Below are 26,183 nucleotides of genomic sequence, written 5' to 3'. Positions count from 1 at the left end.
CGCTCGCGTTCAGCGACGCGAGTTTGGGCGAGGGGCCGTCATTGAGTCTCGGTGCCGGCGCGCTGAGGCGCCATCAGCGGCAGGCGCATCAGCATCTGCGTGCCCTGGCCTGGCGAGGAGCGCACCTCGATCTGGCCGCCCAGCACATTGGTCACGATGCTGTGCACGATGTGCATGCCCAGGCCCGAGCCGCCGGTGCCGAGCTTGGTCGTGAAGAAGGGGTCGAAGATGCGCCGCCGCACGGACTCGTCCATGCCGCGGCCGTCGTCGGTCACCGTGAGCTCGACCTGCTCGTCGTCCAGGCGCGCGCAATAGACCTTGACGCGGCCCTGCTCCGCGCTGTCAAAGCCGTGCAGCAGCGCATTCATCAGCAGATTGGTCAACACCTGGCCCAGCGMGCCGGGGTAGCTGTTCATCACCAGGCCGTGGCAGAGCTCGGTGTCGATGACGAAGGGTGTGTGCTTGAAGCTCGGCTCCACCATGACCATGACGTCCTCGACGACCTTGGCCAGGTCGAAGTCGCGCCGCATGTCGTTGGTCTGGTCGATGGCCACCTGCTTGAAGTCGCGCACCAGGTCGGCCGCCTTCTGCACATTGCGCTGCAGGATGTCCTGGCCCCGCCGCGTGTCGCGCGCCAGTTCCTCCAGCGTGCTGCGGCGCAATTGCACGCCACCGGTCAGCATGAGCTCGAGCTGCTTGTAGCGGTCGTCGAGCGCCGACACGACGGTCAGCGCATTGCCCAGCGGCGTGTTCAGCTCATGAGCGACGCCGGCCACCAGCCGGCCCAGCGACGCGAGCTTCTCCGACTCGACCAGTTCGCGCTGCGCCTTCTGCAAGGTTTCCAGCGCCTCGGACAACTCGGCATTGCTGGCCGTCAATTCGGCCGTGCGCTGGGTGACGGTCTCTTCCAGGTTGACGTTGTGCTGGCGCAGCGCCTCGAAGGCCGACAGCAGGGCCTGGCGCATGCGCTCCATGGCCACGCCGACGCGTGCGATCTCATCGGCGCCCGCCACGCGCAGCGGCTGCTCCAGCCGGCCGGCCGCCAGGGCTTCTGCAGCGCCGGTGAGCTCGGTCATGGGCCGCATCACATAGCGCTGCAGCACCCACAGCATCAGCACCAGCGACAGCGTCAGCGTCAGCACGCTGCGCCACACCGTGCGCCAGACTTCGGCCTGCTTGGCCTGCAGCAGCGGCGCGGCACTCATGCGCACCGTCAGCTTGGCGATCTCGCGGCCGTCGCGCTGGATGGGCCGGGTCTGGCTGAGCACCAGGTCGCCGTCGCCCGGTTCACCGGCACGCTGCTGCGACAGGAAGGGCGCCGACGACGCCGGTTCGACGACCTGCACGGACACGAAGCGCGGGTCGTCCATCTGCGCCTTGACCATGGGGTCGGCCAGGTCGGGCGAGACCTGCCAGACCGGCTCGGCCAGCGACAGGGCCATCACCTCGGTGGCGCGCGCGAGGTCGCGCTTGAGGTCCTCCATCGCCGTGGCGCGGGTCTTCTGGCCGTCGTAGAGCAGCACGCCGGTCGTCGGCAGCAGCAGGCCCAGCAGCAGGGCCAGCACGACGGCGAAGGTCAGGGAACTGCGCTGCCAACCCAACGCAGGTGAGGGCGTACGGGGCAGGGCAACGGGCGGCGGCAATGGGCTTTCCGGCATGGGCGGGCGCGGGCGAGGCGCGGGGGTGGCGCGGCGGTGGCGCAGAGGCGGCCAGAGTGTAGGCCCGGCAAAAGCGGTGCAATTGCGCATTCGAACCCGGTGAAGCCCGGGTTTTTCCTGGGGCAGGGGGGCTGCTGGGGGCGGGGGGGCTGGCCCCACAATCCGCGGCCATAACGCGCCCCTGTGGGCGCTTGGCCTGGAGAAAAACAGTGAAGCGTTGGGTTGGCCTGGCGGCCTTGTTCGCTGCCTGTATCAGTACGAATGGCGCGTTTGCGCAGAGCACGCTGCGCATTGGCATGGTGGCCGGTTTTACCGGCCCGGTCTCCGGCATCGTGCAGGAGAGCGCCGAGGGCGCGAAGCTGTATTTCGATTCGGTCAATGCCCAGGGCGGCATCAAGGGCCAGAACATCGAGCTGCTCACGCAGGACGACAAATACGACCCGGCCGCCACCGTGGCAGCGGCCAAGTCCCTGGCCAGCCAGGGCGTGCTGGCCTTGATGCTCAGCCGCGGCACCGGCCCGACCGAGGCCTTGCTGCCGGTGCTGAAGGAGAACAAGCTGCCGCTGATCGCACCGGCCACCGGTGCGGCCAGCCTGCGCGACCCCGTCCAGCCCTGGGTCTACCACCTGCGCGCCAGCTACCAGAAGGAGGCCGAGCGTGCCGTCAGGCACTTGGCCGGCATCGGCGTCAAGCGCATCACCATCGTGCAGGTCAACGACCCCTTCGGCAACGACGCCGGCAAGGGCGCCATCAAGGGCCTGGACGACATGAAGCTGCGGGCGCTGTCCCATCTGCGCTTCGACCGCAACAAGCCCGAACTCGCGCCGACGATGCAGGCCATCGCCAAGGCCGGCATCGAGGCCATCGTCTTCATCGGCCCGGCCTATGCCGTCGTCGAGGGCGTCAATGCGCTGCGCGCCGCGGGCTCGACGGCCCATGTCGCGACGCTGTCCAACAATGCCTCCAGCGACTTCGTGAAGCAGCTCGGCGAGAACGCCCGCGGCATCGTCGTGACGCAGCTCTTCCCCTATGAGCGCTCCACCTCCAACCCGCTGGTGCGCGAGGCCCTGGGCCTGGCCAAGGCGGCCGGCCGCGGCGAGCTGACGCCGGCCCAGCTGGAAGGCTTTGCGGCTGCCAAGCTCGTCGTCGAGACCATCAAGCGCGCCAATGGCAAGGACATCGGTCGCGAGGCCTTCACCAAGGCGCTCGAAGGCGCGCGCATCGACATTGGCGGCCTGCAGGTGCACTACTCCGAGAAGGACCACAGCGGCCTGGAGTTCACCGACGTGTCCATCGTCGGGCCTGACGGCAAGTTCTGGCGTTAGGACCGGCGCGCAACGCCGGCACGCGGCCGCGCGATGATGTGGTCTTTCGCTGCGTCGGAGGGCTGACATGGATCTGGGATTGAAAGGCCACTGGGCCCTCGTCTGCGCGGCGAGCAAAGGGTTGGGGCGCGGCTGCGCCGAAGCGCTGGTGGGGGAGGGCGTCAACGTCGTCATCACGGCGCGCGGCGAGGCCGACCTGCTGGCCACGGCCGACGCGCTGCGGGTGCTGAACCCCGACGTCGAAGTGCGCGCGGTGGCCGGTGACATCGCGACGCCTGAAGGCCGTGCGGCGGCCCTGGCCGTCTGCCCGCGGGTCGACATCCTCATCAACAACGCCGGTGGCCCGCCGCCCGGGGACTTCCGCGACTGGGGCCGCGAGCAGTGGATCGCCGCGCTGGACGCCAACATGCTGGCCCCCATCGAGCTGATCAAGGCCACGGTTGACGGCATGGCCGCGCGCGGTTTCGGCCGTGTCGTCAACATCACCTCGGGCGCCGTGAAGGCGCCCATCGACGTGCTCGGCCTCTCCAATGGCGCGCGCTCGGGCCTGACCGGCTTCGTCGCCGGCCTCGCCCGCCAGCCGCGCCTGGCCGGCGCCAATGTCACCCTCAACAACCTGCTGCCCGGTGCCTTCGACACCGACCGGCTGAAGAAGACGCTGGCCGCCGGCGCCGCCAAGGCCGGGCAGTCGGTCGACGATGTGGCCGCCAAGCGGCGCTCGAGCATCCCGGCCCAGCGCTTCGGCACGGCGGCCGAGTTCGGTGCCATCTGCGCCATGCTGTGCAGCGCCCAGGCCGGCTATCTGACCGGCCAGAACATCCTGCTGGATGGCGGCAACTACCCGGGAACCTTCTGATGGTCTGGCTCAAGCGCGTCCTCGTCGGCCTGCTGGTCCTCATCCTGCTGCTTGCCTTGACGATCTGGTTGGCGCTGCGCGGCAGTCTCGCCCAGCTCGACGGCGAGCGTGCGGTCGCTGCCCTCAGCGCACCGGCCGAACTGCAGCGCGATGCGCGCGGCTACCTGACCATCACGGCCGAGAACCGCATGGACGTGGCCCGCGCCCTGGGTTTCGTGCACGCCCAGGAACGCTTCTTCCAGATGGACCTGATGCGCCGCAACGCCGCCGGTGAGCTGTCGGCCATCGTCGGGCCCAAGGCGCTGCCGCTGGACAAGTCACGCCGCCTGCACCGCTTCCGCCATCGTGCAGAGGCCGGCATCGCGGCCTTGGCCGCCGACGAGCGCGCGCTGCTGGACGCCTATGTGAGCGGTGTGAACGCGGGGCTGGCCGGCCTTTCGGCCCGCCCGCCCGAATACCTGCTGCTGCGCCAGCAGCCCCAGCCCTGGGTGGCGGCCGACACCGTCCTCGTCGCCTATGGCATGTACCTGGACCTGCAGGGCTCCCAGGGGCGCGACGACGTCGCCACCGGCCTGCTGCACGAGGCGGTGCCGGCCGACTGGTATGCCTTCCTGACCCAGCACAGCGCCGACTGGCAGGCCGCGATGGACGACAGCCGCGTGGCCGCGGTGCCGCTGCCGGCCGGCCCGCTGCCGCCGGCCCTGAGCGCCGCCAAGACGGCCTGCAGCGACTGCAGCCTGCGTGACGCGCGCGACCTCGGCAGCAACAACTTCGCGGTTGCCGCCACGCATGGCGCCAGCGGGCGGGCCATCCTGGCCGACGACATGCACCTGGGCCTGCGCACGCCCGGCACCTGGTTCAAGGCGCGCATGAAATGGAAGGACACCGCCGGCAGCCATGACGTGGCCGGCGTGACCTTGCCCGGCGCGCCGCTGCTCGTCGTCGGCAGCAACGGCCATGTGGCCTGGGGCTTCACGAACACGACTTCCGACTGGGCCGACGTGATCACGCTCAAGCTCAACGCGGGCGGCACGCATTACGCAGTGGGCGGCGCCGAGAAACCGCTGCAGCGCGCCGTCGAGCGCATCGAGGTCGCCGGTGAGGCGGCCGTCGATCACGTGGTGCTGGAAAGCGAATGGGGCCCCGTGATGCCCCAGAAGGCGCCTGCCGGCCAGGCCTATGCGCTGCGCTGGGTGGCCCATGACCGCGAAGGCATGAATCTGCGCCTGATGCACATGGAGACGGCCGGCAATGTCGACGAGGCCGTGCAGCTGGCGGCGGGCGCCGGCWTGCCGGCGCAGAACCTGCTCGTGGCCGACGCCGCTGGGCGCATCGCCTGGACCGTCATTGGCGCCATGCCCAAGCGTGTTGCTGCCGACGACCTGGACCGGCCGCAGGACTGGAGCGATGGCCGCTCGCGCTGGCAGGGCTATCTGACCGCGGCCGAGCAGCCGCGCATCGTCGACCCCGTCGACGGGCGGCTGTGGACGGCCAATGCCCGCATGGTGGGTGGCGACGCGCTCAAGACGCTGGGCAACGGCGGCTACGACCTCGGTGCCCGCGGCATGCAGATCCGCGACGGCCTGCGTGCCCAGGATAAATTCGACGAGGCCGGCCTGCACGCCGTCCAGCTCGACCACCGCGCGCTCTTCCACCAGCACTGGCGCAAGCTGCTGCTGGAGCAGGTGCTGACGCCCGACTTCGTCACCGCCAACGGCCTGGCGGACTACCGCATCGAGGTCGAGAAGAGCGCCGACGCGGCCAAGCCCGACGCCGTGGGTTATCTGCTGGTGCGCTCCTTCCGGCTGCAGGCGCTGAAATCCCTGTTCGACCCGCTGGCCGGCCTGCTCGAAGCCCAGGGGCTGAAGCTGTCCGACCTCAAGCTGGTTCCCGAGACGCCCGGCTGGGCGCTGATCCAGGCCGCGCGGCCCGACACCCTGCCGGCCGCCTTCAAGAGCTGGCCCGAGCTGCTGCAGCGTGCCGTGCTGGACAGCCGCAAGGAGCTGATCGGCAAATACGGCAGCCTGGCCGCGGCCACCTGGGGCGCCGACAACGCCACCAGCATGCGCCATCCGCTGAGCGCCGCCGTGCCCTTGCTGTCCGGCTGGCTCGACCAGGCCTCCCAGGGCATGGCCGGCGACAGCCACATGCCGCGCGTGCACAACCACGGTCACGGCCAGAGCGAGCGCATGGTGGTCTCGCCCGGGCATGAGGAGAGCGGCATCCTCGTCATCCCGGGCGGCCAGAGCGGCCACCCGATGTCGCCTTTCTACCGCGGCGACCATGCCGCCTGGCTGGCCGGCGAGCCGCTGCCCTTCCTGCCCGGGGAGACGACCCATCGCCTGGTATTAAGACCCTGATCCAGGTGACCCCGTTCCAGCGGAATGGGGACGCCGCGAGGGCCAAGCGCTGGGCACAATCCTGGCCATCCGATAACGACGACGCGAGGTTCACGATGAACAACAAGATTCTCAGCATGACCGTGCTGGCTCTGGCCGCGGTGGCCGCCCAGGCGCAGGACGCTGGCTCCAATGTCGAGAAATGCCCTAAGAAGCTCGGCGTGCTGGCTGTGGCCGAGCCTCAGCATGGCTGGAACCACCTGTCGCACTACGGCCTGGGCTCGCCCGCGGCGCTGCTGCGCATGATGGTGCAGCAATCGGGCTGCTTCGACGTTGTCGAACGCGGCCAGGCCATGCAGAACATCCAGCAGGAGCGCAACCTGGCGGCGGCCGGTGAGATGCGCCAGGAATCCAATATCGGCAAGGGCCAGATGCAGGCGGCCGACTTCGTCATGACGCCCAATGTGTTGATCCCCGCCAGCAATACCGGCGGCGTCGGCGGTGCCCTCGGCGGCTTGCTGGGTGGCAAGCTGGGCGCCATCAGCTCGATCGCCGGCGGCCTGAAGTTCAAGGAAGCCACCACCAGCCTGCTGATCGCCGACGTGCGTTCCAGCATCCAGGTCGCGGCCGCCGAAGGCAAGGCTACCAAGACCGACTTCTCCATCGGTGGCTGGGGCTATGGTGGTGGCCTGGTCGGTGCCGCGGGCGGCTACACCAGCACGCCCGAGGGCAAGCTCATCGCGGCCAGCCTGCTCGACAACTACAACAAGATCGTGCTGACCATCCGCGACCAGCAGAGCCTGATCCGCACCGGCAGCGCCGCGGGCGACGCCAATGCGGGCGCCTCCACACAGGCCGGTGCGCCCGTGCCGGCCGGCCAGATGCTGGTGGCCAAGATCTCCAATGTGAAGGCCTATGCCGCGCCGTCGCGCGACAGCAAGGTTGTCGCGACGCTGAACCGCAGCGACGAACTCGTCGCGACCGGCGAGGTCAAGGATGGCTTCGTCAAGGTCGATGCCGCCAACTTCAGCGGCTGGGTGCAGCGCAGCCTCGTCTCGCCGACGGGCCGCTGATGACGAAGGTCGCTCTCGTCACCGGTGCCGGCTCCGGCATCGGCCGGGCCGTGGCCCGCGCGCTGGCCGCTGAAGGCTGGACGCTGGCGCTGATGGGCCGCCGCGAGGCGGCCCTGCGCGAGACCCTGCCGGACGCCTTGGCCCTGCCGACCGACGTCTGCGACGAGGCCCAGGTCGATGCCGCCTTTGCGACGCTGCGCGAGCGCTTCGGTCGTCTCGACCTGCTGTTCAACAACGCCGGCATCTCCGCGCCCGCCGTGCCCATCGACGAGCTGACGGTGGCCCAGTGGCGGGCGGTGGTCGACACCAACCTGACCGGCAGCTTCCTCTGCGCCCGCGCCGCCTTCGCGCTGATGAAGTCGCAGTCGCCGCGCGGCGGCCGCATCATCAACAACGGCTCCATCTCGGCCCATGCGCCGCGGCCGAACACGGTGCCCTACACGTCCACCAAGCATGCGATCACGGGCCTGACCCGATCGCTGAGCCTGGACGGCCGTGCCTTCGACATTGCGGCCGGCCAGATCGACATCGGCAATGCCGCCACCGAGATGACCGAGAAGATGACGCGCGGCGTGCCCCAGGCCAATGGCTCGCTGGCGGTCGAGCCCCGCATGGACGTCCAGGACGTCGCCCGCGCCGTCGTCTACATGGCCGGCCTGCCGCTGTCCGCCAATGTGCAGACGATGACGGTCATGGCGACGAACATGCCTTTTGTCGGGCGCGGTTGACGGCTTGTCCATGACGACGCTGGTGCTGCTGCCCGGAATGGACGGCACCGGCAAGCTGTTTCAACCCTTCGTTCGCGAACTGCCTGCCGATTGGCGGGTGATCGTGGTGGGCTATCCGGCGGATGCCCGGCTGGGATATGAAGCCTTGACCTCGCTGGCGCGAACGGCACTGCCGCCCGACGGGCTGTTGGTGCTGCTCGGCGAGTCCTTCTCAGGGCCTGTCGCCATCCAGTTGGCGAGCGAGTTGGGTCCGCGTGTACAGGCGCTGATCCTGTGCAGCAGCTTTGCTCGCAACCCTCGCCCGGGGCTTTCCTGGCTCGGTGGTCTGACAGGCAGTTTGCCTTCGCCCGCATTCATGCCGGCGGCACTCTCGTCACGCGTGATGCTGGGTGCGCAGGCACCTTCCGAGTCGCGCCTGTTGCTCACGCAAGCCCTCTCGGCTTTGCCGGCCGCAGTGCTTCGCGCCCGGCTCAAGGCGGTGATGGCGGTCAACGTCATGCCGCTGCTCGCGCAATTGCGGTGTCCCGTGCTTTACCTGCAGGCGCGGCAGGATCTCCTCGTGCCGCCCCATGCGGGCGCCGAGATTCGCCGGTTGTTGCCTGCTCTCCAGGTGGTTAGCCTTGAGGGTCCCCATGGGCTGTTGCAAGCCTCTCCCAAGGCTGCGGCCGCCGCCTTGTTGGCGTTTTTGGCGCGCGGCAATGAGGCGTCTGACGGGTGACGATCGTCACGGCGACGATGGAGCGCCGAGCGTTCAGAATAGAGCCATGTCGCTGTTCCGCCCGCTACTCCGCCTGCTGATGATCGCCGCCGGTGCCCTCATCGGCCTCGGCCTGTTCCTGATCGCCGTGCTGGCCTTCCTGGCCTTCCTGCTCTTCAGCCTGCTGACCGGCCGCAAGCCCAATCTGCAGTTCCGCGTCAACAAGAACCCCTGGGCCCAGCGCCGCCAGCCGGCGGGAGATGTGGTCGACATCGAGGCACGTGAAGTGCCGGATGCAGCACCGCTGTCGCTGCGCTCGCCCGAGCAGCGCTGAATTCGGCATTGCTTGGACTGAGTTTGCGGGCCGAGCGCCGGGCCGCTCCCTAGCCGGCCCGCCTGTGGCGATGTGCTCGCGGCTCAATGCCGCGAGCATCGCCGTCCCCTCGGGGGCTGAGGCCGGACACATTGCGCCCAGTGGGCGTCATGTGCCTGCCGAAGAGCTGCGGCACATGCCGCAGCGCGGTCTGCAAAGACCGATCGGGCTCGCCCGCGTTCAGCGTGGCGGGAGCGAGCGAGGGGCTTCCAGTTCGACGGGCCCATACCAGGTGCGCGCCGACGCGCGGCTGTTGTCGCTGTCGGTCATGACGGCCATCGACGTCAGCGGCCCGGGGGTCTCACCGAAGGCCAGGCGGAAGTCGGCGGCGAGGTCGCGGCGGTGGTCGCGCCAGCGGCGCAGTTCGGCCGGACCGGAGTCGACCACGATCTTGCGGATGCGGTCGCTGCGCGGGTTGACGACGACGGTGCCCACCGGCAGCTTGCTGTCCCAGACATACATCAGCGTCGCATAGGGCGGCATTTCGCCGGTCAGGGCCTGGGCGAGCTCGAACTTCATGCGCGTGCGCAAGGGCAGTTTGTCGATGTCGCCGCCGAAGCCGAAGATGACGCGGGCGACGGCATCCTCGTGGTCGATGTCGGCGACATTGGCGCCCGGGATGAGGCTCTGTACCCACCACGAGAAGCTGACCTCGCCGACCTGGGGCTGCGCCTGATCCAGGCGCTTGCGCCAGATGCTGGCCGAGCGGTCCGACGCTGCTTCCAGCGCGGGGCGGCCGTCCTTCTCCGTCCAGCTGTACAGCGTCGGTTTCTTGCCGGGCAGCGCCAGGGGCTGCCAGCCTTGGGCGGCCGGTGGGGGCGAGACGGTCGAGGCGCAGCCGACCAGCGCGGCGAGGGCGCAGAGCAGGAGTGGTCTGCGCATCACCAGGTCTTGCGCTGCAGTTCTTCGAGGATTTCGCCGTAGATGCGGTAGCGGCTGGCGCTGATCTGCCCCGCCTGCACGGCCGCGCGCACGCCGCAGTCGGGCTCGTGAATGTGGCTGCAGTTGGCGAAGCGGCAGTTGGCGTGCTCGCGCAGATCGGGCATGTAGCGCCAAAGGTCCGAAGCAATGATCTGGCGCAGGCCGAATTCCTGGAAGCCGGGTGAGTCGATCAGCGCCGTCGTGCGCGTGTCATCGGTCCAGTACCACTGCGTCGTCGTCGTCGTGTGGCGGCCGGAGTTCAGGGCCTGCGAGATCTCGCCAATCTGGGCCTTGGCATCTTTCACCAGCAGATTGATCAGCGTGCTCTTGCCTGTGCCGCTGGGGCCGAGCACGAAGGTGCGCTGGCCGGCCAGCCAGGGCGCCAGCGTCGCGCGGGAGCCCTCGGGGTCGGCCTTCAGCGCGACCTCGAACATCTTCAGGCCCATCGCACGATAGGGCGCGAGGCGCTCGCGAGCCGAATCGGTGCCCGGCAGGTCGGTCTTGTTCAGCGCGATGGCCATGCTGATGCCGGCGGACTCGGCCGCGATCAGCGAGCGCGTGAGCTGGCTTTCGCTGAACACCGGCTCGACGGCGACGAGCACCAGCAACTGGTCGAGATTGGCCGCGAAGCTCTTGGTCTTCCACTCGTCCTGGCGGAACAGCAGATTGCGACGCGGCTCGACGGCTTCGATGACACCCTCGTCGCCAGAATCCGCAAAGCGCACCTGGTCGCCAACCACCGCGTCGCTTTTCTTGCCGCGTGGATGGCAGACGAAGCGCTTGCCGTCGGCGTCCTCGACGATGTAGTGGCGGCCGTGGCCGCGCACGACAAGTCCCAGGTCCAGCGCCTGGAATTTGCTCATGTACCGGTCGCTTCGGGCAGGGCACTCACCTGCGCGGCACAGATGGCGTCGTTCAAGGTCAACCCGCCCCGCGAATGCGTGGTGAAGCTGACGGTGCAGGCGTCATAGCCGACCAGCATCTCGGGGTGATGGTCCTGGGCATGCGCGATCTCGGCGACGGCGTCGACAAAGGCCATGGTCTGGTAGAAGTTCGCGAAGCCGAAGCGGCGTCCGATCACCTTGTTCTCGGCATCGGGCAGCCAGCCGGGCAGTTGGGCCAGCACGCGGCTGCGCGTGTCGGCATCCATCAGCGGGGCCTTGGGGTCACATTGGGCGAGCAGCAAATCGTTCATGCGGCGAGTGCGGCAAGCCTCTCAGCGGCCGGTGGGTGGGAGTAGTAGAAGCGGGCGTAGACCGGGTCGGGCGTCAGCGTGCCCGCATTGTCCTCGTGCAGCTTGAGCAGTGCCGAGGACAGGTCGGCGCCGCTGGCCTGGGCGCGGGCATAGGCATCGGCCTGGAACTCGTCGCGGCGCGAGAAGTGGCTGGCCAGGGGCGTGACGAAGAAGCCGAACACCGGGCCGGCGATCAGGAAGAGGATCAGGGCCAGTGCGTCGTTGGGCGCCGCGAGATTCGGTGTCGCACCCAGGCCCAGGTAGAAGGCCGGCTGCTGCATCAGCCAGCCCAGCAGCGCGAAGCCGGCCAGGCTCATGGCGAACATCAACACGATGCGCTTGGTGATGTGCTTGTGCTTGAAGTGGCCCAGCTCATGGGCCAGCACCGCCTCGACCTCGCCAGTGTTGAGCTTGGCCAGCAGGGTGTCGAAGAAGACGACGCGCTTGGCCGGGCCGAAGCCGCTGAAGTAGGCATTGCCATGCGCCGAGCGGCGGCTGCCGTCCATGACGAACAGGCCCTTGGCCGCAAAGCCGCAGCGGGCCATCAGCTTCTCGACGCGGTCCTTGAGCGCCAGGTCCGTCAGCGGCTCGAACTTGTTGAACAGCGGGGCGATGACGGTCGGGTAGATGACCATGATGAGGAGGTTGAAGCCCATCCACGCGCCCCAGGCCCACAGCCACCAGCGTGGTCCGGCGGCACCCATCAGCCACAGGATGAGGGCCACGATGGGCAGCCCCATCAGCACGCCGACGGCCAGGCCCTTGGCCATGTCGGCGAAGAAGAGCCTGAGCGTCGTGCGGTTGAAGCCGAAGGCCTGTTCGAGGCGGAAGGTCGACCACAGCTCCCAGGGCAGGTCCAGCAGCGACCCGGCCAGCACGAAGGCGGCGACCAGGGCGAGCTGGTAGCCCATGCCTTGCCAGGCCTCGGGCAGGGTGCTGCTGGCGGCGAGGATCCAGCCATTGAGCGCGTTCAGGCCGCCCAGCAGCGTCCAGCCCAGCAGCACGGCCGCATTGAAGGCCAGCGCGAGCAGGCCGAAGCGGCTGCGGGCAACGGTGTAGTCCGCCGCCTTCTGATGGGCCGCCAGCGTCACGCTGCCGGCGAAGGCCGCCGGCACCTGGTCGCGGTGGGCGGCGACATGGCGGATCTGCCGCGAGGACAGCCAGAATTTGACGAGGGTCGAGGCGGCCAGCGCGAGCGCAAAAGCAAGGGACAACAGCAATGGAGACATAAGCCTCAAGTTTAGGCTGCGAGAATTCCGCCTCTTCAGAGAGAGCCCACCATGTCCGACACCCTTGCCCTCAGCGAAAACAACCTGATCTGGATCGACCTCGAAATGACGGGGCTCTATCCCGACACCGACCGCATCATCGAGATCGCCGTCGTCGTCACCGACGCCAACCTCGAAAAGCGCGTCGAGGGTCCGGTCTTCGCCGTCCACCAGAGCGACGCGACGCTGGACGCCATGGATGCCTGGAACAAGGGCACCCACGGCAGGAGCGGCCTCATCGACCGCGTCAAGGCGTCCACGATCTCCGAAGCGGAAGCCGCCGCCCAGACGATCGCCTTCCTGAAGCAATACGTGCCCAAGGGCAAGAGCCCGATGGCTGGCAACAGCATCTGCCAGGACCGGCGCTTCCTCGCCAACTACATGCCGGAGCTGGAAAGCTTCTTCCACTACCGCAACCTCGATGTCTCCACGCTGAAGGAGCTGGCCAAGCGCTGGAAGCCGGCGGCGCTGGAGGGCTTCAAGAAGGCCCAGGCGCATACGGCCATGGCCGACATCCACGAGTCCATCGACGAGCTGGTGCACTACCGCACCCACTTCCTGAACCTGGCCTGATCGGCCTGCACGGCGCTTGCTGCACGCCGCTTTCGACTTCCCCCGCCACCCGCTGGCCCGCGAGGACGGCGAGCGCCTGCGTGGCTGCTGGGGGCAGCCGCCGGCGCGCTGGCTGAGGGCAGGGCGGCTCGACGAGGTCGTCGGTGTCATCGCCGAAGCCGAGGCCGCCGCGCGCGCCGGCGCCTGGGTGCTGGGCGGCCTGCGCTACGAGGCGGCGGCTGCTTTCGACAAGGCCCTCGCCACCCATCCGRCCAGCGCACTCCTGGTCGAGTTCGCCGTCTACGACACGGCGCCCGAGCCCTGGCCGGAGCTGCCGCCGGCCCACACCGGCCTGCTCGGCTGGCAGGATGCTGAGCCCGACGCGACGGCCGCCATCGAGCGCATCCGTAGCTATATCCGCGACGGCGACTGCTATCAGGTCAACCTGACGACGCGGCTGCGTGCGGCGGCCGGCGCACTGGACCCCGAGCAGCTCTTCCTGGCCCTGCACGCCAGCCAGCCGGGTGGCTTCAGCCTGTTTCTGCGCGAAGCGGGCGCCGCCAGCGTGTCGCCGGAGCTCTTCTTCGACTGGCGCCCCGTGCCCGGTGCCAAGGCGAGCTGGCTGCTCGCCGCCCAGCCCATGAAGGGCACGGCGCCGCGCGGCCGCGACCGCGTCGACGACGAGGCCGCCCAGGCGCATTTGCGCACCAGCGAAAAGGAGCGCGCCGAGAACCTGATGATCGTGGACCTGCTGCGCAACGACCTCAGCCGCGTCGCCCAGCTCGGCACGGTGCGCGTGCCGCGGCTGTTCGAGCTGCATGCGCTGCCGACGGTCTGGCAGATGACGTCCACCGTGACCGCTGTCAGCCGCGGCGGGCTGACGCTGGCGGACGCGTTCGCGGCGCTCTTCCCCTGCGGCTCGGTGACCGGCGCCCCCAAGATCCGTGCGATGCAGATCATCCGCGAGCTGGAGCCGAAGGCGCGGGGCTGGTACTGCGGTGCGCTGGGGCTGATCCAGCCCGGCGGCGTCGCGACCTTCAATGTGCCCATCCGCACGGTCGAGTTCCACGGCGACGCCCTCACTTGCGGCATCGGCAGCGCGATCACGCTGGACAGCGAGCCCGCCGCCGAGATCGCCGAATGGCGGGCCAAGTCGCGCTTCCTGGCGCGCGCCGAAGCGCCCGTCGAGGCGCTGGAGACGCTGCGCCTCGAAGCCGGTGTGGCCCTCCGTGGCGAAGCGCACCTGGCCCGCATGCAGCGCACGGCGCGTCATTTCGGCCTGCGTTTTTCGCTGGCCGAGGCGCGGGCGCATCTGAAGGCCGTGGCCGAGGCCCATGCGCAAGGCAGTTGGCGGCTGCGCCTGACCTGCGATGCCGAAGGCCGCGTCGCACACACGCTCACCGCCTTCACGCCCACGGCCGAGCCGGTGCGCCTGGCGCTGGCGGACCGCCCCATCCCGACGCGCGGCCCACGCGCCGAATACCTGGCCCACAAGACCACGCGTCGTGAGCTGTATGCCTTGGCCAAGCCGGCCGAAGCCTTTGACCTCATCCTCTGGAACGAGGCCGGCGAGCTGACCGAATGCAGTTTCGGCAACCTCGCCCTGCAACTCGACGGTCGCTGGCTGACCCCGCCGCTGGCGGCCGGCCTGCTGCCCGGCGTGTTGCGCGCCGAGTTGCTGGCCCAGGGCCGCGTCCAGGAGGCGCGGCTGACGCGCGACGACCTGGCCCGCGCCTCAGGCCTGGCCTTCTTCAACAGCCTGCGCGGCTGGCTGCCGGCTCAGTTGCTGAAATAGCCCGGCTGGTCCACATCGGCCAGCAGGCCGGTGCGACGCGGTTGCCAGCCCAGTTCGCGCTGCGTCCACTCGCTGCTGCAGGGGTTGTCCATGGCGGCGAAATGCTGGAACCAGCCGAAATGGGCCGCCGCGGCCTCGCCCGTCAGGCCCTGGACCGGCAGGCCCAGGCGCCGGCCGATGGTGGCCGTGAGATCGGCGAAGGGCAGGCCGGTTTCGGCGGCGCCGTGATAGCTCACGCCACCCCGGCCCTGTTCGGCCACGAGGCGGAACAGGGCGGCGGCATCCAGCCGGTGCACCGCGGGCCAGCGGTTGCGCCCCTCGCCCACGAAAGCGGCCAGGCCCTTTTGGCGCGCAAGGGTGATGAGCAGCGGCACAAAGCCATGATCACCCTCGCCGTGAACCGAGGGCGGCAGGCGCACGACGCTGACATTCACGCCGCGCTCGGCCAGGGCCGCCGCGGCTTGTTCGGAGGCGGCGCGGGGATGATGGCTGGAAGGCGCGTCCGTCTCCGTCGCGAGCGGCTTGCCGGCCACCAGGGCCGTGCCCGAGGTGACGACGAGGCGCCGGTCGCTGCCTGCCAGCGCGTCGCCCAGCGCCGTGATGACGCCGCGGTCATCCTCGCAGCTGGCGGCGAAGCGGGAGAAGTCGTGGTTGAACGCGGTGTGGATGACGGCGTCGGCCGCCGCCGCGCCGCGCCTCAGGCTGTCGAGATCAATCAGATCGCCGCGGTGGGCTGCGGCGCCTGCTGCGGCGAGGGTTTCAGCGGCAGCGTCCGAGCGCGCCAGGCCCGTCACGCGGTGACCGTGGGAAAGCAGTTCTTGCACAATGGCCGAGCCGATGAAGCCGGTCGCGCCCGTCACGAACACATGCATGGGAAAGGTCCTTGCGAAACAGTGGAAGTGGCGCCACTGTCGCGGCGCCGCCTGCTGGCGTGAAGCCGTGAGCGCATACCGGTATTGCCACTAACAGGATCACGATGTCTGTCGTCGAAGACAACCCGCTGGGCCGCTACCTGAAGGAACGTCGCGCGCGCCTGGACCCGGTCGCGCTGGGCCTGCCGCTGGCGCGCCGGCGCACGCCGGGCCTGCGCCGCGAGGAGGTGGCACAGCGCGCCCATGTGAGCCCCACCTGGTACACCTGGCTGGAGCAGGGCCGCGGCGGCGCGCCGTCCACCGAAGTGCTGGAGCGCCTGGCCGGCGCGCTGCAGTTGAGCAGCGTGGAGCGCGAGCACCTCTTCCTGCTGGCGCAGAACCGCCCGCCCGAAGTGCGCTACCAGGCCGCGACCGACGTGCCGCCGCGGCTGCAACGCGTGCTGGATGCGCTCGAATACTGCCCGGCGGTGATCCGCACGCCGACCTGGGATGTCGTTGCCTGGAACCGCGCCTGCGCGGCCGTGCTGAACGACTACTCAGCCATGCCCCCCGAGCGGCGCAACATCCTGCGCCACATCTTCGCCAACCCCGCCGCGCGCCTGCGCATGCCCAATTGGGCGCAGGACGCGCGCTTCGTCGTCGCTGCTTTCCGCGCCGATGCCGCGCGGGCCGGCGCGACGGCGGCGGTGCAGGCGCTGGTGAGCGAGCTGAGTGCCGTCAACGCCGAGTTCGCCGCGATGTGGGCGGAGCTGGACGTGCGCGGCAACTACGGCGAGGCGGCCAAGCAGATCCACCATCCGGTGGCCGGGCCGATCTCACTGGAATACAGCGGCCTGGCCGTGGAAGGCCGGCCGGACCTGACGATGATCGTCTACCACCCGGCCACACCGGCCGATGAAGCGCGCGTGCGCCAACTGTTGGCCCGGTAAGCGTGCCGGATCGCACACCCGCACTTCAGGGGTGAGTTCCGTGAAAACCCTGATCTGTGCTACAGTCGCAGCTTCGCTCGGTTCCAACCGAGCTTCGTACGTCTCCTCTGACCTCGTTCGGCCCGTAGTTCATACGGCTTCTCGAACACCCCTCGTGGATCGGTCGGCGGCGATGAAGCCGTCGCTTTGACTGTTCCCCCGTGCCGCACCCGACTGCAACCAGCAGCCCGAGCCGCCCGACACGAGCTTTCTCCCAGCGACTTTGACTGCTGAACGGCATGGTCTGTTCAGCGCCCGCGTGTCTGCCCTCACTGTTTTCCGGGCGGCATGGATGGGCTTTGACTGAAAGAACGACATGAGTTTCGATACCCTGGGCCTGAACGAAGTGGTCCTGAAGGCCGTGAAAGATTCCGGCTACGAGAACGCCACCGACGTGCAGACGCTCGCCATCCCCGCTGCCATCGCCAACAAGGACTTGATGGTCTCGGCGCGCACCGGCTCGGGCAAGACCGCTGCCTTCATCCTGCCGGCGCTGGAAAAGATCCTGGCCGCCCGCGGTGACGACAGCAAGCGGCGCGAAAAGGGCAAGATCTACGGCCCCAAGATCCTGGTGCTGGCTCCCACCCGTGAGCTGGCCATGCAGGTCGCCAAGGCTGCACAGACCTACGGTCGCTTCATTCCCGGCCTGAAGGTCGCGACGGTGCTGGGCGGCATGCCTTACCCGCTGCAGATCCGCCAGCTGACTGGCCCCCTGGACATCCTGATCGCGACCCCCGGCCGCCTGATCGACCACATCAATTCCGGCAAGTGCGTGCTGGGCAATGTCGAGATGCTGGTGCTGGACGAAGCCGACCGCATGCTGGACATGGGTTTCATCGACGACATCACGATGATCGCTGGCAACACGCCGGCCGAGCGTCAGACGGTGATGTTCAGCGCCACCTTCGCTGGCCACGTCGGCCGCCTTGCGCAGAACCTGTTGAAGGATCCGCAGCGCATCGAGGTTGCCAACCACACCGACACGCACGAGAACATCGAACAGCGCCTGCACTGGGCTGACAACCCCCATCACAAGGACCAGCTGCTGGAATCCATCCTGGCGCTGCCGGAAATGGAGCAGGCCGTTGTGTTCACCAGCACCCAGCGTGACGCCGACTGGCTGTCCGAGCGCCTGGCCGAGATCGGCCACTCGGTCGCCCCGCTGCACGGCGCCATGCCCCAAGGCAAGCGCAACCGCGTGCTGCAGGCCCTGCGCAGCAAGCAGGTGCGCGTGCTGGTGGCCACCGACGTCGCCGCCCGCGGCATCGACGTGCCGACCATCAGCCACGTCATCAACTACGGCCTGCCGATGAAGGCCGAGGACTATGTCCACCGCATCGGCCGCACCGGCCGTGCCGGTCGCCAGGGTCTGGCCATCACGCTGGGCCTGCGCGACGACGTGTCCATGATCCGCCGCATCCAGCAGTTCACGACGCAGACGATTCCGGTGCAGCAAATCGAAGGCCTCGAGCCCAAGACGCAAGAGCCGCGCATCTTCCCGCCGCGTCCGGCTGGCAGCTTCGACGACCGTGGCCCGCGTGGCAACTTCGGCGGTGGCCGTCCGAGCTTCGGCAACAAGCCCTTCCGTCGTGAAGACGGTGGCCGCCCCTTCCATGGTGGTGGCAAGCCTTTCAATCATGGTGCCGGCGGCCAGGACCGTGGCTTCGCGCCCCGTGACGACCGCGGCTTCGCCCCGCGTGGCGACCAGCGTGGTTTCGCACCGCGTGGCGACGCCCCGGCCTTCCAGCCGCGTGACGAGCGTGGTTTCCAACCCCGTGAAGACCGTGGCTTCCAGCCGCGTGATGACCGTGGTTTTGCCAACCGCGACGAGCGTGGCTTCCAGCCGCGTGAAGACCGCGGCTTCGCGCCCCGTGACGACCGTGGTTTCGCACCGCGCGGCGATCGCCCCTTCCAGCCGGGCGCCAAGCCCAGCTTCGGTGCCAAGCCGGCCTTCGGCGACCGCCGTCCGCCGAGTGGCCCGCGCAAGGGTGGCTTCGGCCGCTGATCCCGCGGCGGCAGTTGCCGCCCGGCGATGATGGAGGGCCCGCTGTGCGGGCCCTTTTTTCATGATGAGCTCCAGCGACAGACAGACCGGCACCCTCGTCCAGTGGGACGACGCCAAGGGCTATGGCTTCATCGCGCCCGATGGCGGCGCGGCCCGCCTCTTCGTGCACATCCAGGCCTTTGCGGCCCGCCCGCAGCGGCCGGTGGTGGGCGAGAGGTTGAGCTTCCAGACGGGCCGTGACGCCCAGGGCAAGCCGCGCGCACTGGCCGTGCGGCCCATCAAGGCGCCACCGCCGCCCGCCACGCCGCGTGATCGCGGCCGGGTGTTGCTGCTGGTGCCGGCCTTTGCCGGCTTTGTGCTCACCGTGCACCTGCTGTGGGGTGTGCCCAACTGGCTCTGGGGCCTCTACTCCGCCATGAGCATGGCGACCTTCATCGTCTATGCGCTCGACAAGCGTGCCGCCCGGCGCGGTGACTGGCGTGTGGGCGAGAACACGCTGCACGGGCTGTCCCTGGCCTGCGGTTGGCCGGGGGCGCTGCTGGCCCAGCAGGTGCTGCGCCACAAGAGCGTGAAGCCGGCGTTCCGGCGCCTCTACTGGGCGACGGTCGTCATCAACATCGCGGCCTTCGCCGCGGTCTTCACGCCGCTGCTGAAAAGCTGAGTTCGCCCAGGCCCTCGATGACGAGGCTGCCGTGGGCCGGGCCGGTGAGGGCATGCAGGCCACCCCAGGCGCCCGTCGTCACGACGGTTCCCGCAGCGACAGTGGCGCCGTTTCGCGTGGCATGACGGAACCACGCGGGCAGCACGCCGGCCGGGTAGTTCAGAGAATGGCCACCGCGGCGGACGATGTCGGGCTGGCCTTCCAGGGCCAGGCGCCATTCGAGCTGGCCCCAGTCCAGTGTGCGAAAGGGCTGCCAGGCGCCGAGCAGCAGGCCGGCATTGGACTGGTGATCGGCCATGCGCAGCAGGGCTGGCGCGTCCAGCCCTTCTTCCCAGCGCGAGGCGACCAGTTCCACGGCGATGCACATGGCTTCGGGCGCGCCATCCGCGTTGACGTGCAGCGCCACTTCGGCCTCGACGCCCAGCAGGGCCGTGCCCGCCACGGGATTCACGGGCGAATGGCTGAACGGCCCCTGAGCGCTGGCACCGCCGGACTTCCAGCGGTCGAAGCGCCAACCCAGGGCCAGCGCGACGCCGTCCTGCACTGCGTAGGCGTCGGCTTCGTCGCGGACGGCGTCGACCCAGTCGGCGGCTTTGAGCTGGCCGCCTTCGCGATGGCAGGCGACGAGTTGGGCTATCAGCGCGTTTCTCATGGCCCCAGTGTCGCGGACGCCGCGGCTCGCAATCACGCAGCCGCTTGACGAATCGCAGCGACTTCCGCCGGCGACAGCCCGAGTGAGTTCAGGAAAGCCTCGTGCTGGTCGGGCGCCGCAGTCTCGAAGCCAGCGTGCCAGCGGCGCATGTCCGCGTCGCTGAAGCCGGCCTGGCGCAGCAGCGCGACCCAGTCGACCTTGCCGCGGGCCTTTCGGCGTGCATGGAATTCCGGCATGGCGAGCAGCCGGGCCAGTTCCTGCTGCTGCTCGCGCAGTCGCTGCACCTCGTCGCTCAGCGCGAGCAGGCGTTGCTCCAGCAGGGCGGCAGGCCCGCCGGCAGCGGGGCGGGACAGCAGCTGCTGGATGGCCTGCAGGGACAGGCCGGCGTCGCGGTAGCGGCGGATGGCCTGCAGCCGCTGCACCTCGGCCTCGCCATAGAGCCGATAGCCACTCTCGCTGCGGGCGAGTGGCTTCAGCAGCCCCAGGGCTTCGTAATGCAGCAGTGAGGAGCGCGCCAGGCCGGTGGCGCGGGCCAGGCGACCGAGCGTCAGTGGCGGGCTCATGCGGGCAGGGGCAGCAGGTCGGGTGGAAGGAAGCGCAACCGCGCCTCCGGGCTGGCCAACAGTGTCGGCGAATAGTGGCGCGCCAACAGACCCCTCGCGTCGTCCAGCAGGGCCGCATCGTTGGGACCGTGGGCTGCCATCAGCCGCAGCAGGGCCTCGGTGATGGTGCGGTGGAACTTGGCTTGGGCGCCATGGTGGGCCGCGAAGCGGGCGATGTCGGCGCAGGTGCGCTCGATGGCGACCTCCAGCGGCGCGCTTTGTAGATGCAACCTGGCCAGCCGCAGATGCTGCAGATGGCCGAAGTCGCTGGCGGGCAGTGCGCCGCTGGCGATGGCTGCCAGGAAGGTTTCGTCTGTCATGGCCTCTCCAGAAGGGAAAAGCCATCAGCCTCAGGGTGACGGCAGTCGTCAGGTCAAGCGCATTCCCGCCCTAGCCGAAGCGGAAGCTGGACGCGGTCACGCCGCCCATGAACTCCGTCTCGTGATAGCTGCAGGCGCCGGCTTCGCCCTCGGCGGCGCCGGCCGCCACCATCAGCGGCAGCAGGTGTTCTTCGCGCGGATGGGCGAGGCGGGCGGCGGGGGCCTGGGCCCAGGCCTGCAGGCGCTCGGCGCGGCCGTCCGGCGAGGGCACGGCGGCCTGCAGCCAGGCGTCGAAAGCGACCGACGGTTCGCGGCCCGCCGCGCCGTAGAGGCGCAGGTTGTGGAAGCTGAAGCCGCTGCCGAGGATGAGGACGCCTTCGTCGCGCAGCGGTGCCAGCGCCCGGCCCAGGGCAAGGTGCTCGGCCGGGTTCAGGCCGCGCTTGAGCGACAGCTGCACGACGGGCACGTCGGCGTCCGGGTACATGGGCACCAGCGTGCAGAAGGCGCCATGGTCGAAGCCGCGCTGGGCGTCGCGTGCGGCGGGCAGGCCGGCCGCCTGGATCAGCGCGACGACGCGTTCGGCCAACACCGGGTCACCGGGGGCCGGATAGACCACCTCGTAGGTGTGGGCCGGGAAGCCGCCGTAGTCGTAGAGCATGCCGGGCGCTGGCGAGGTCATGACCGTGAAGGCGGCCTCTTCCCAGTGGGCCGACAGCATCAGGATGGCCTTCGGCTTGGCCGGCAGCGTGGCGGGCAAGGCTTGCAGCGAAGCTTCCAGCTTGGCGTGGGCGCGGCGATAGTCACCGTCCATGAAGGGCCAAGGGCCACCGCCGTGGGACAGGAAGAAGCTGGGCAGGCGAGTGTTTTGCATGCCCCAAAGCGTAGGCCCGCTTGAGCGGGCCTGGTTTCAGCCGGCTTGACGCCGGCATTCGCAAAACTCGAACGTCGATCAGGCCTGGCGGCGACGGCGGCTGGCGGCCAGGGCGGCAACGCCGGCCAGGCTCAGGAGGGCCAGACTGGCCGGCTCGGGCAGGCGGTTGCCGGGGCCGACGATGGAGGTGTCGTTGGCCAGTTGCCAGTTCAGGATGTCGTGATTCTCGATACCTGAGCCGGTGGCGGCCGTGAAGCCGACGAAGGCGTCGTTGGTGCCCAGGGCACCGGAAATGTCGATGCTGAAGTCGGTGATGAGTTGAATCAGCGCAGAACCGGCTTCCTGGACGCTGACGTTGAGCTTCTGCGTCGTGCCGTCGTAGTTGACGAAGGCCGACCAGACCTTGCCGTTGCTCATGCAGCCGGCCGCCAGGTGGTTGCCGAGGTGGCAGTTGCTGTTGCCGTAGGGCGAGGCCGTCACCAGGCTGGCCAGCGAACCGTTGACGTCCACGGCCACATGGTTGCTGCCGCCTACTTCGCCGTTGTCATAGGTATCGAACTCGATGGCGACGCTGTTGCCCACGCCAGCGTAGCCCATTCCGCCGCCCAGCCCGCCCAGGCCCGCAGTGGCCTTGGCTACCACGAAGGTGAAACCGTCGGCAGGGTCGATACCCCCGGCTTCGCTCATGCGGAACTGGAAGCTGGTGCTGAAGGTCGCGCCGGCGCCGAGGGAGATGGCCGTCGTGCTGTAACCGGCGCCGCCGACAAAGGCGGCCGCTGGCGTCAACCGCAGGTCGCCGCCACCGGTGGGGGCCGTAGCGCCGACGCAGGTCAGCGTCGAGCCGCAGGCGCCAGTGAAGTTGGCGTAGTCGATGACGAGGGCAGCCTGGGCCTGAGGCGCGGCCGCGGCCAGGGCTAAAGCAGCGATGGCGAGCAGCGAGTGGCGGGTCATGGCATCTCCTCCGGTTGTTGCAGGAGACTACGCAAGTTCGGTGCCATCGGGACGGCTGCATGGGCGCGGTGCTGCCACGGCATCTGACGACGTCGCGTGGCTGTCAAAGCCGTCGACACCCCCTAGTTTGTCGGCGGCGAGAGGCATCTGAGGCGCCGTCGATAATCCGCGCCCCATGCTGATATCACCCCTGGACACCGACGACGCGCTGCGCCCCGACCGCGTGGAGGACTACTTCCGCGACGGCGCCGTGCCGGCGGACGCGCTGCTGTGGTGGCAGCTCGAACGACACGACGCCTTGCAGGTTGCGCTGCGGGCGCTGTTCCAGGGCCCGGCGGGCGTCACCCGGCTGCGGCTGTGGGTGTTCTTCGAGCTGATGGCCTTGCGCGAGTCGCGCCTGACCCGCGAGGCGCTGAACCAGGCCTTCCACGTGCTGCGCGACGAGGTGCTGGACAACGTGCTCAAGCGCCTGCGCGAGGCCGAGCTGCTGGCCTGGGACGCCACCGCCCAGACTTATGCCGTCACGCCGCTGGCCCAGCAGCTCGTCGGCCTGCTGCAGCCGCTGACGCAGGAGCAGGCGCCCGACGGCGACCTGGCCTCGCTGCTGGCCGGCGTCGCTGGCGCCCACCAGCTCGGCACCTTGCAGCCGGCCCAGCTGCAGCATCTGCTGGCCCAGCTCTCGCGGCTCTACGACGAGTTCGCCGACGCCATCGCCAGCGGCAGCGAGTTCGCCTTGCGTCGGGCCCGCACCCGTTTCGAGAAGGCGTTGACGCTGGTGGACCGTGCCGGCGAAGCCCTCGGCGCCATCATTGCCCAGGCCGAGGCCGCCGGCGACGCCCGCCTGGAGCGCCTGGCCCGCGAGCTGGGCCTGGCCCAGGCACGGCTGCTGGCGATGGCCAGCCAGTTCAACCGAGCCCTGCAGCAGGCAGACCGCCAGCGAGTGACGCTGGGCTCCACCGGCATCACGACGACCGATGTGCGCCGCTGGCTGCAGAGCCAGGGCGACCTGGCCACCCTGCTGAATGGCGCCTGGGAACGGCCGGTGCACCCGGTGCTGGTTGCCCAGTACGACCTCGTCGACACCGCCGAGGCCGAGTTCGAGCGCGACCGGCCCAAGCCTGCCGAAGCCGCCGTGCTGCCGCAAGGCCAGGCCGCGCCGACCGGCGAGCTGGCCGTGATGCAGCTGCCGCCCGACATGGACCAGATGCAGGCCCTGCTGACCACCTGGGCCGCCGCCGACCCCGTGGAACGCGACCTGGCGCCGGCCATCCTGGGCGACAGCTATGCCCGCGCTGCCTACCGCGCCCAGTTGCTGCCGCTGCTGGGCGATGCCCAGGCCCGCCACCTCAAGGGCGCTACCGGCGACATGGCCCGCCAGCCCTGGTCGGTGCGCTGGTCCGCCGAGCAAGGCCCCGTCGACGACGAGTTCGTCAAATGGATGAGCCGCGGCGTCCTCTCACCTGAATCTTCTTCCTCATGAGCCAAGCCCTCGACGACTCCGCGCAACTCGCGGCCCAGCTGCTCGCGCGCCGCTGGCTGCCGCGCAGCCACCCCCTCGTGCGCCGCGCGCTGATCGACACCGAGCTGTGGAACCAGCTCGGCGCCCGCCTGGCCGGCGTGGGCCTGCGCCTGGTGGACAACGTGCATGCCGACCACATCTCGGTCGCGCTGCTGCGCCCGGCCGAGAGCGCCGTGTTCGGCGAGATGGGCCTGGCCGCCAACAACAACCTCGACCTGCCGCGCGACGGCGTGGCGCTGCTCGTCGTGCTGTGGTCGCTCATCGTCCTGCCCAAGCGCCAGCGCCAGGTGGCCCGCAGCGACGCCATCCATGCCGGCCAGGGCGAATTCTTCGCCACCGACAAACCCATGCCGCAGGCCGCCAGCGTCGCGCCGCTGATCAGCTACCGCAGCCTGCTGGCCGACTTCGGTGACCAGCTCGGCAAGAAGCTGCGCCTGGACACCAACCTCAAGCTGCTGGAGCGCCACGGCTTCGTCACGCGCCGCGGCGAGGACATTGCCGAAGGTCCGCTGCTGGACCTGCTGATCGACTACGACCTGCTGGCACCCCGCATCCTCGACGGTGCGCTCGGCGACGTGCTGGCCCGCGCCGGCCATCCGCTGCCGCGCGCCGAAGAAGCAGAACAACAAGAACTCGACGACTGATGTTCCACCTGCAATCGCTTGAACTGCTGCACTGGGACTACTGCCAGCGCGTCACGCTGCCGCTCGACGGCGCCATCATCACCATCGCCGGCCCCAACGGCTCGGGCAAGACCACGCTGCTGGACGCCATGCGCACGCTGCTGGGTCTGGAGTGTTCCGGCGGCCGCACCTACAAGACCTACGCCCGCCACGCCAACGCCGAGACGGCCTGGCTGCGCGCGCTGGTGGACAACCGCCCGCGTTCGCGCCAGAACAGCAGCCGGCCGTTCGCGTCGTCGCTGCTGTATGCCGACCAGGTCACGCTGGCCTGCCGCATCGAACGCCATGGCGGCGACTGGGTGCGCCGCTACGTCATCCTCGACGGCGTGCATGAGATCGAGCAACTGGCCGAGCGCGGCGACCGCGACTGGCTGGGCATCGAGGCGTGGAAGAAGCGGCTCGAAGCGGCTGGCCTGACGCGCGCCATCGGCCGCGTGCTGGCGCTGGAGCAGGGCCAGACCGACCGCCTTTGCGAGCTGTCTCCCAAGGAACTGCTGCGCCTCGTCTTCGAGGTCTTCGGCGACCAGGAGGTGCTGGACCGCTATGAGCAGGCGCGCAGCCACCAGCAGCAGCTGGGCAAGGAAGTGGAGCAGGCCGGCGCCGAGCTGGCGCATACCCAGGCCCAGCTCAGCGACTTGGCCAACCGCGTCAACAGCCACCGCCAGTACCAGCTCAAGATCCAGGAGCGCGAACGCCTGGCCACCGAGGTGCTGCCCGTGCTGCGCTGGAGCGAGGCGCGTGAGCGCATCACCCGCGATGCGCGCGAGCTGCACCGCCAGCGCCTGTTCGCCTCGGGCGACGCGAAGGCGCTGAGCGAGAAGCGCGCGGCCTTGCATGGCCTGTTCACCGCGCAGGAAACGGCCAAGGAGCGCATGAAGGCGCTGGACGGCGAGCGCCGCGAAGCGCGGGCTTCGTTCGATGCCGCCCGTGAAGCCGAGCGGCCGGCCGAAGCGCTGGTCAAGCGTGAGGACGAACTCAAGGCACTGGCCGACGTCGAGGCCGACGCCGCCGCGCTGACGGCCAAGATGCAGGAGCTGGCCAGCGAGCGCGAGCGCCTGCGCGCCGACTACACCCGCGCCAGCGACAAGGCAGCGAGAGCCCAGACCCAGCTCGGCGAGCTGAGCGGCAAGCGCCTGCCCCCGCCGCCGCCTGAAGTCGCGCCGATGAAGCGCGCGCTGGATGACGCCGGCATTGCCCATTACCTCGTTGCCGACAGCATCGACATCGCCGACGAGACCTGGCGCGCCGCTGCCGAGGGCC

26 protein-coding genes are annotated in these 26,183 nt (G+C 69.5%); 15 read left to right on the top strand and 11 right to left on the bottom strand.

The features are described 5' to 3' along the window. Positions 1 to 38: 38 nt before the first annotated feature. Positions 39 to 1,658 carry a sensor histidine kinase gene (locus tag AC1D2H_RS23095; RefSeq protein ID WP_478012605.1) on the bottom strand — a complete coding sequence of 540 codons (1,620 nt, stop codon included), beginning with the start codon at positions 1,656 to 1,658 and terminating at the stop codon, positions 39 to 41. A 209-nt stretch (positions 1,659 to 1,867) separates the two neighbouring features. On the opposite strand from AC1D2H_RS23095, the gene AC1D2H_RS23090 reads away from it, so the two are divergent. The 7 genes from AC1D2H_RS23090 (at position 1,868) to AC1D2H_RS23060 (ending at position 9,010) form a co-directional block, all read left to right on the top strand. Then, complete coding sequence (locus tag AC1D2H_RS23090) at positions 1,868 to 2,983, top strand: ABC transporter substrate-binding protein (protein WP_477928323.1); 1,116 nt, start codon at positions 1,868 to 1,870, stop codon at positions 2,981 to 2,983. A 67-nt stretch (positions 2,984 to 3,050) separates the two neighbouring features. Next, positions 3,051 to 3,839 carry an SDR family oxidoreductase gene (locus AC1D2H_RS23085; protein WP_478012604.1) on the top strand — a complete coding sequence of 263 codons (789 nt, stop codon included), beginning with the start codon at positions 3,051 to 3,053 and terminating at the stop codon, positions 3,837 to 3,839. After that, entirely contained in the window at positions 3,839 to 6,199 is a 2,361-nt protein-coding gene (locus AC1D2H_RS23080; protein WP_478012603.1) for a penicillin acylase family protein, read from the top strand. Before AC1D2H_RS23085 ends, AC1D2H_RS23080 begins: the two co-directional genes overlap by 1 nt. 95 nt (positions 6,200 to 6,294) lie before the next feature. Continuing rightward, positions 6,295 to 7,251 carry a CsgG/HfaB family protein gene (locus AC1D2H_RS23075; RefSeq protein WP_477928317.1) on the top strand — a complete coding sequence of 319 codons (957 nt, stop codon included), beginning with the start codon at positions 6,295 to 6,297 and terminating at the stop codon, positions 7,249 to 7,251. Then, complete coding sequence (locus AC1D2H_RS23070) at positions 7,251 to 7,979, top strand: SDR family oxidoreductase (RefSeq protein WP_478012602.1); 729 nt, start codon at positions 7,251 to 7,253, stop codon at positions 7,977 to 7,979. The genes AC1D2H_RS23075 and AC1D2H_RS23070 overlap by 1 nt, the downstream gene beginning before the upstream one ends. A 10-nt stretch (positions 7,980 to 7,989) precedes the next feature. Then, entirely contained in the window at positions 7,990 to 8,697 is a 708-nt protein-coding gene (locus AC1D2H_RS23065) for an alpha/beta fold hydrolase (protein ID WP_478012601.1), read from the top strand. 46 nt (positions 8,698 to 8,743) lie between these two features. Further along, entirely contained in the window at positions 8,744 to 9,010 is a 267-nt protein-coding gene (locus tag AC1D2H_RS23060; protein ID WP_477928312.1) for a hypothetical protein, read from the top strand. Between the two features lie 219 nt (positions 9,011 to 9,229). On the opposite strand, the gene AC1D2H_RS23055 is transcribed toward AC1D2H_RS23060, so the two are convergent. Genes AC1D2H_RS23055 through AC1D2H_RS23040 form a run of 4 tightly spaced genes read right to left on the bottom strand, consistent with a single transcriptional unit; the run spans position 9,230 to position 12,433 of the window. Next, the gene (locus AC1D2H_RS23055) at positions 9,230 to 9,931 is read right to left on the bottom strand and encodes a DUF3047 domain-containing protein (protein ID WP_478012600.1); all 702 of its coding nucleotides are present in this window, start codon (positions 9,929 to 9,931) and stop codon (positions 9,230 to 9,232) included. Beyond that, positions 9,931 to 10,875, bottom strand: coding sequence for a ribosome small subunit-dependent GTPase A (gene rsgA, locus AC1D2H_RS23050; RefSeq protein ID WP_478012639.1), 945 nt, complete (start codon positions 10,873 to 10,875; stop codon positions 9,931 to 9,933). The genes AC1D2H_RS23055 and rsgA overlap by 1 nt, the downstream gene beginning before the upstream one ends. Beyond that, positions 10,830 to 11,165, bottom strand: a complete 336-nt coding sequence (locus tag AC1D2H_RS23045) for a 4a-hydroxytetrahydrobiopterin dehydratase (protein ID WP_478012599.1) — start codon at positions 11,163 to 11,165, stop codon at positions 10,830 to 10,832. Before AC1D2H_RS23045 ends, rsgA begins: the two co-directional genes overlap by 46 nt. Further along, positions 11,162 to 12,433, bottom strand: coding sequence for a M48 family metallopeptidase (locus AC1D2H_RS23040; protein WP_478012598.1), 1,272 nt, complete (start codon positions 12,431 to 12,433; stop codon positions 11,162 to 11,164). Before AC1D2H_RS23040 ends, AC1D2H_RS23045 begins: the two co-directional genes overlap by 4 nt. A gap of 51 nt (positions 12,434 to 12,484) precedes the next feature. On the opposite strand from AC1D2H_RS23040, the gene orn reads away from it, so the two are divergent. Beyond that, complete coding sequence (gene orn / locus AC1D2H_RS23035) at positions 12,485 to 13,045, top strand: oligoribonuclease (protein ID WP_477928303.1); 561 nt, start codon at positions 12,485 to 12,487, stop codon at positions 13,043 to 13,045. A 16-nt stretch (positions 13,046 to 13,061) separates the two neighbouring features. Then, complete coding sequence (locus AC1D2H_RS23030; RefSeq protein ID WP_478012597.1) at positions 13,062 to 14,819, top strand: bifunctional chorismate-binding protein/class IV aminotransferase; 1,758 nt, start codon at positions 13,062 to 13,064, stop codon at positions 14,817 to 14,819. On the opposite strand, the gene AC1D2H_RS23025 is transcribed toward AC1D2H_RS23030, so the two are convergent. Further along, positions 14,804 to 15,691, bottom strand: a complete 888-nt coding sequence (locus AC1D2H_RS23025) for an SDR family oxidoreductase (RefSeq protein ID WP_478012596.1) — start codon at positions 15,689 to 15,691, stop codon at positions 14,804 to 14,806. The two genes, AC1D2H_RS23030 and AC1D2H_RS23025, sit on opposite strands and share 16 nt — an antisense overlap. A gap of 104 nt (positions 15,692 to 15,795) precedes the next feature. On the opposite strand from AC1D2H_RS23025, the gene AC1D2H_RS23020 reads away from it, so the two are divergent. From AC1D2H_RS23020 to AC1D2H_RS23010, 3 genes are all read left to right on the top strand, one after another. Beyond that, on the top strand, positions 15,796 to 16,620 hold the full coding sequence (locus AC1D2H_RS23020; RefSeq protein WP_477928297.1) for a helix-turn-helix transcriptional regulator: 825 nt from the start codon (positions 15,796 to 15,798) through the stop codon (positions 16,618 to 16,620). A gap of 355 nt (positions 16,621 to 16,975) precedes the next feature. After that, a complete protein-coding gene (locus AC1D2H_RS23015; protein ID WP_478012595.1) occupies positions 16,976 to 18,664 on the top strand; it encodes a DEAD/DEAH box helicase in 1,689 nt (562 codons plus the stop codon). Positions 18,665 to 18,728: 64 nt separating this feature from the next. Beyond that, on the top strand, positions 18,729 to 19,325 hold the full coding sequence (locus AC1D2H_RS23010) for a DUF1294 domain-containing protein (RefSeq protein ID WP_477928293.1): 597 nt from the start codon (positions 18,729 to 18,731) through the stop codon (positions 19,323 to 19,325). On the opposite strand, the gene AC1D2H_RS23005 is transcribed toward AC1D2H_RS23010, so the two are convergent. From AC1D2H_RS23005 to AC1D2H_RS22985, 5 genes are all read right to left on the bottom strand, one after another. Next, positions 19,303 to 19,977 (bottom strand): hypothetical protein, encoded by a 675-nt coding sequence (locus AC1D2H_RS23005; RefSeq protein ID WP_477928292.1) that lies wholly within the window; start codon positions 19,975 to 19,977, stop codon positions 19,303 to 19,305. The two genes, AC1D2H_RS23010 and AC1D2H_RS23005, sit on opposite strands and share 23 nt — an antisense overlap. A gap of 32 nt (positions 19,978 to 20,009) precedes the next feature. Then, the gene (locus tag AC1D2H_RS23000; RefSeq protein ID WP_477928290.1) at positions 20,010 to 20,540 is read right to left on the bottom strand and encodes a MerR family transcriptional regulator; all 531 of its coding nucleotides are present in this window, start codon (positions 20,538 to 20,540) and stop codon (positions 20,010 to 20,012) included. Next, positions 20,537 to 20,899, bottom strand: coding sequence for a hypothetical protein (locus AC1D2H_RS22995; RefSeq protein WP_478012594.1), 363 nt, complete (start codon positions 20,897 to 20,899; stop codon positions 20,537 to 20,539). Before AC1D2H_RS22995 ends, AC1D2H_RS23000 begins: the two co-directional genes overlap by 4 nt. A 70-nt stretch (positions 20,900 to 20,969) precedes the next feature. Beyond that, positions 20,970 to 21,770: a DODA-type extradiol aromatic ring-opening family dioxygenase gene (locus tag AC1D2H_RS22990; RefSeq protein WP_478012593.1), complete on the bottom strand. Its 801-nt coding sequence runs from the start codon at positions 21,768 to 21,770 to the stop codon at positions 20,970 to 20,972. Positions 21,771 to 21,848: 78 nt separating this feature from the next. Beyond that, on the bottom strand, positions 21,849 to 22,721 hold the full coding sequence (locus AC1D2H_RS22985; protein WP_478012592.1) for an L-type lectin-domain containing protein: 873 nt from the start codon (positions 22,719 to 22,721) through the stop codon (positions 21,849 to 21,851). Between the two features lie 175 nt (positions 22,722 to 22,896). On the opposite strand from AC1D2H_RS22985, the gene AC1D2H_RS22980 reads away from it, so the two are divergent. From AC1D2H_RS22980 to AC1D2H_RS22970, 3 genes are all read left to right on the top strand, one after another. Next, the gene (locus AC1D2H_RS22980; RefSeq protein WP_478012591.1) at positions 22,897 to 24,201 is read left to right on the top strand and encodes a hypothetical protein; all 1,305 of its coding nucleotides are present in this window, start codon (positions 22,897 to 22,899) and stop codon (positions 24,199 to 24,201) included. Next, entirely contained in the window at positions 24,198 to 24,884 is a 687-nt protein-coding gene (locus tag AC1D2H_RS22975; RefSeq protein WP_477928280.1) for a hypothetical protein, read from the top strand. Before AC1D2H_RS22980 ends, AC1D2H_RS22975 begins: the two co-directional genes overlap by 4 nt. After that, on the top strand, positions 24,884 to 26,183 hold a 1,300-nt coding region (locus AC1D2H_RS22970), incomplete at its 3' end, for an ATP-binding protein (RefSeq protein ID WP_478012590.1). The genes AC1D2H_RS22975 and AC1D2H_RS22970, both read left to right, overlap by 1 nt.

The sequence above is a fragment of the Roseateles sp. P1_C1_2 genome, from assembly GCF_056406535.1.
This window is presented reverse-complemented; position numbering and strand designations above follow the sequence as displayed.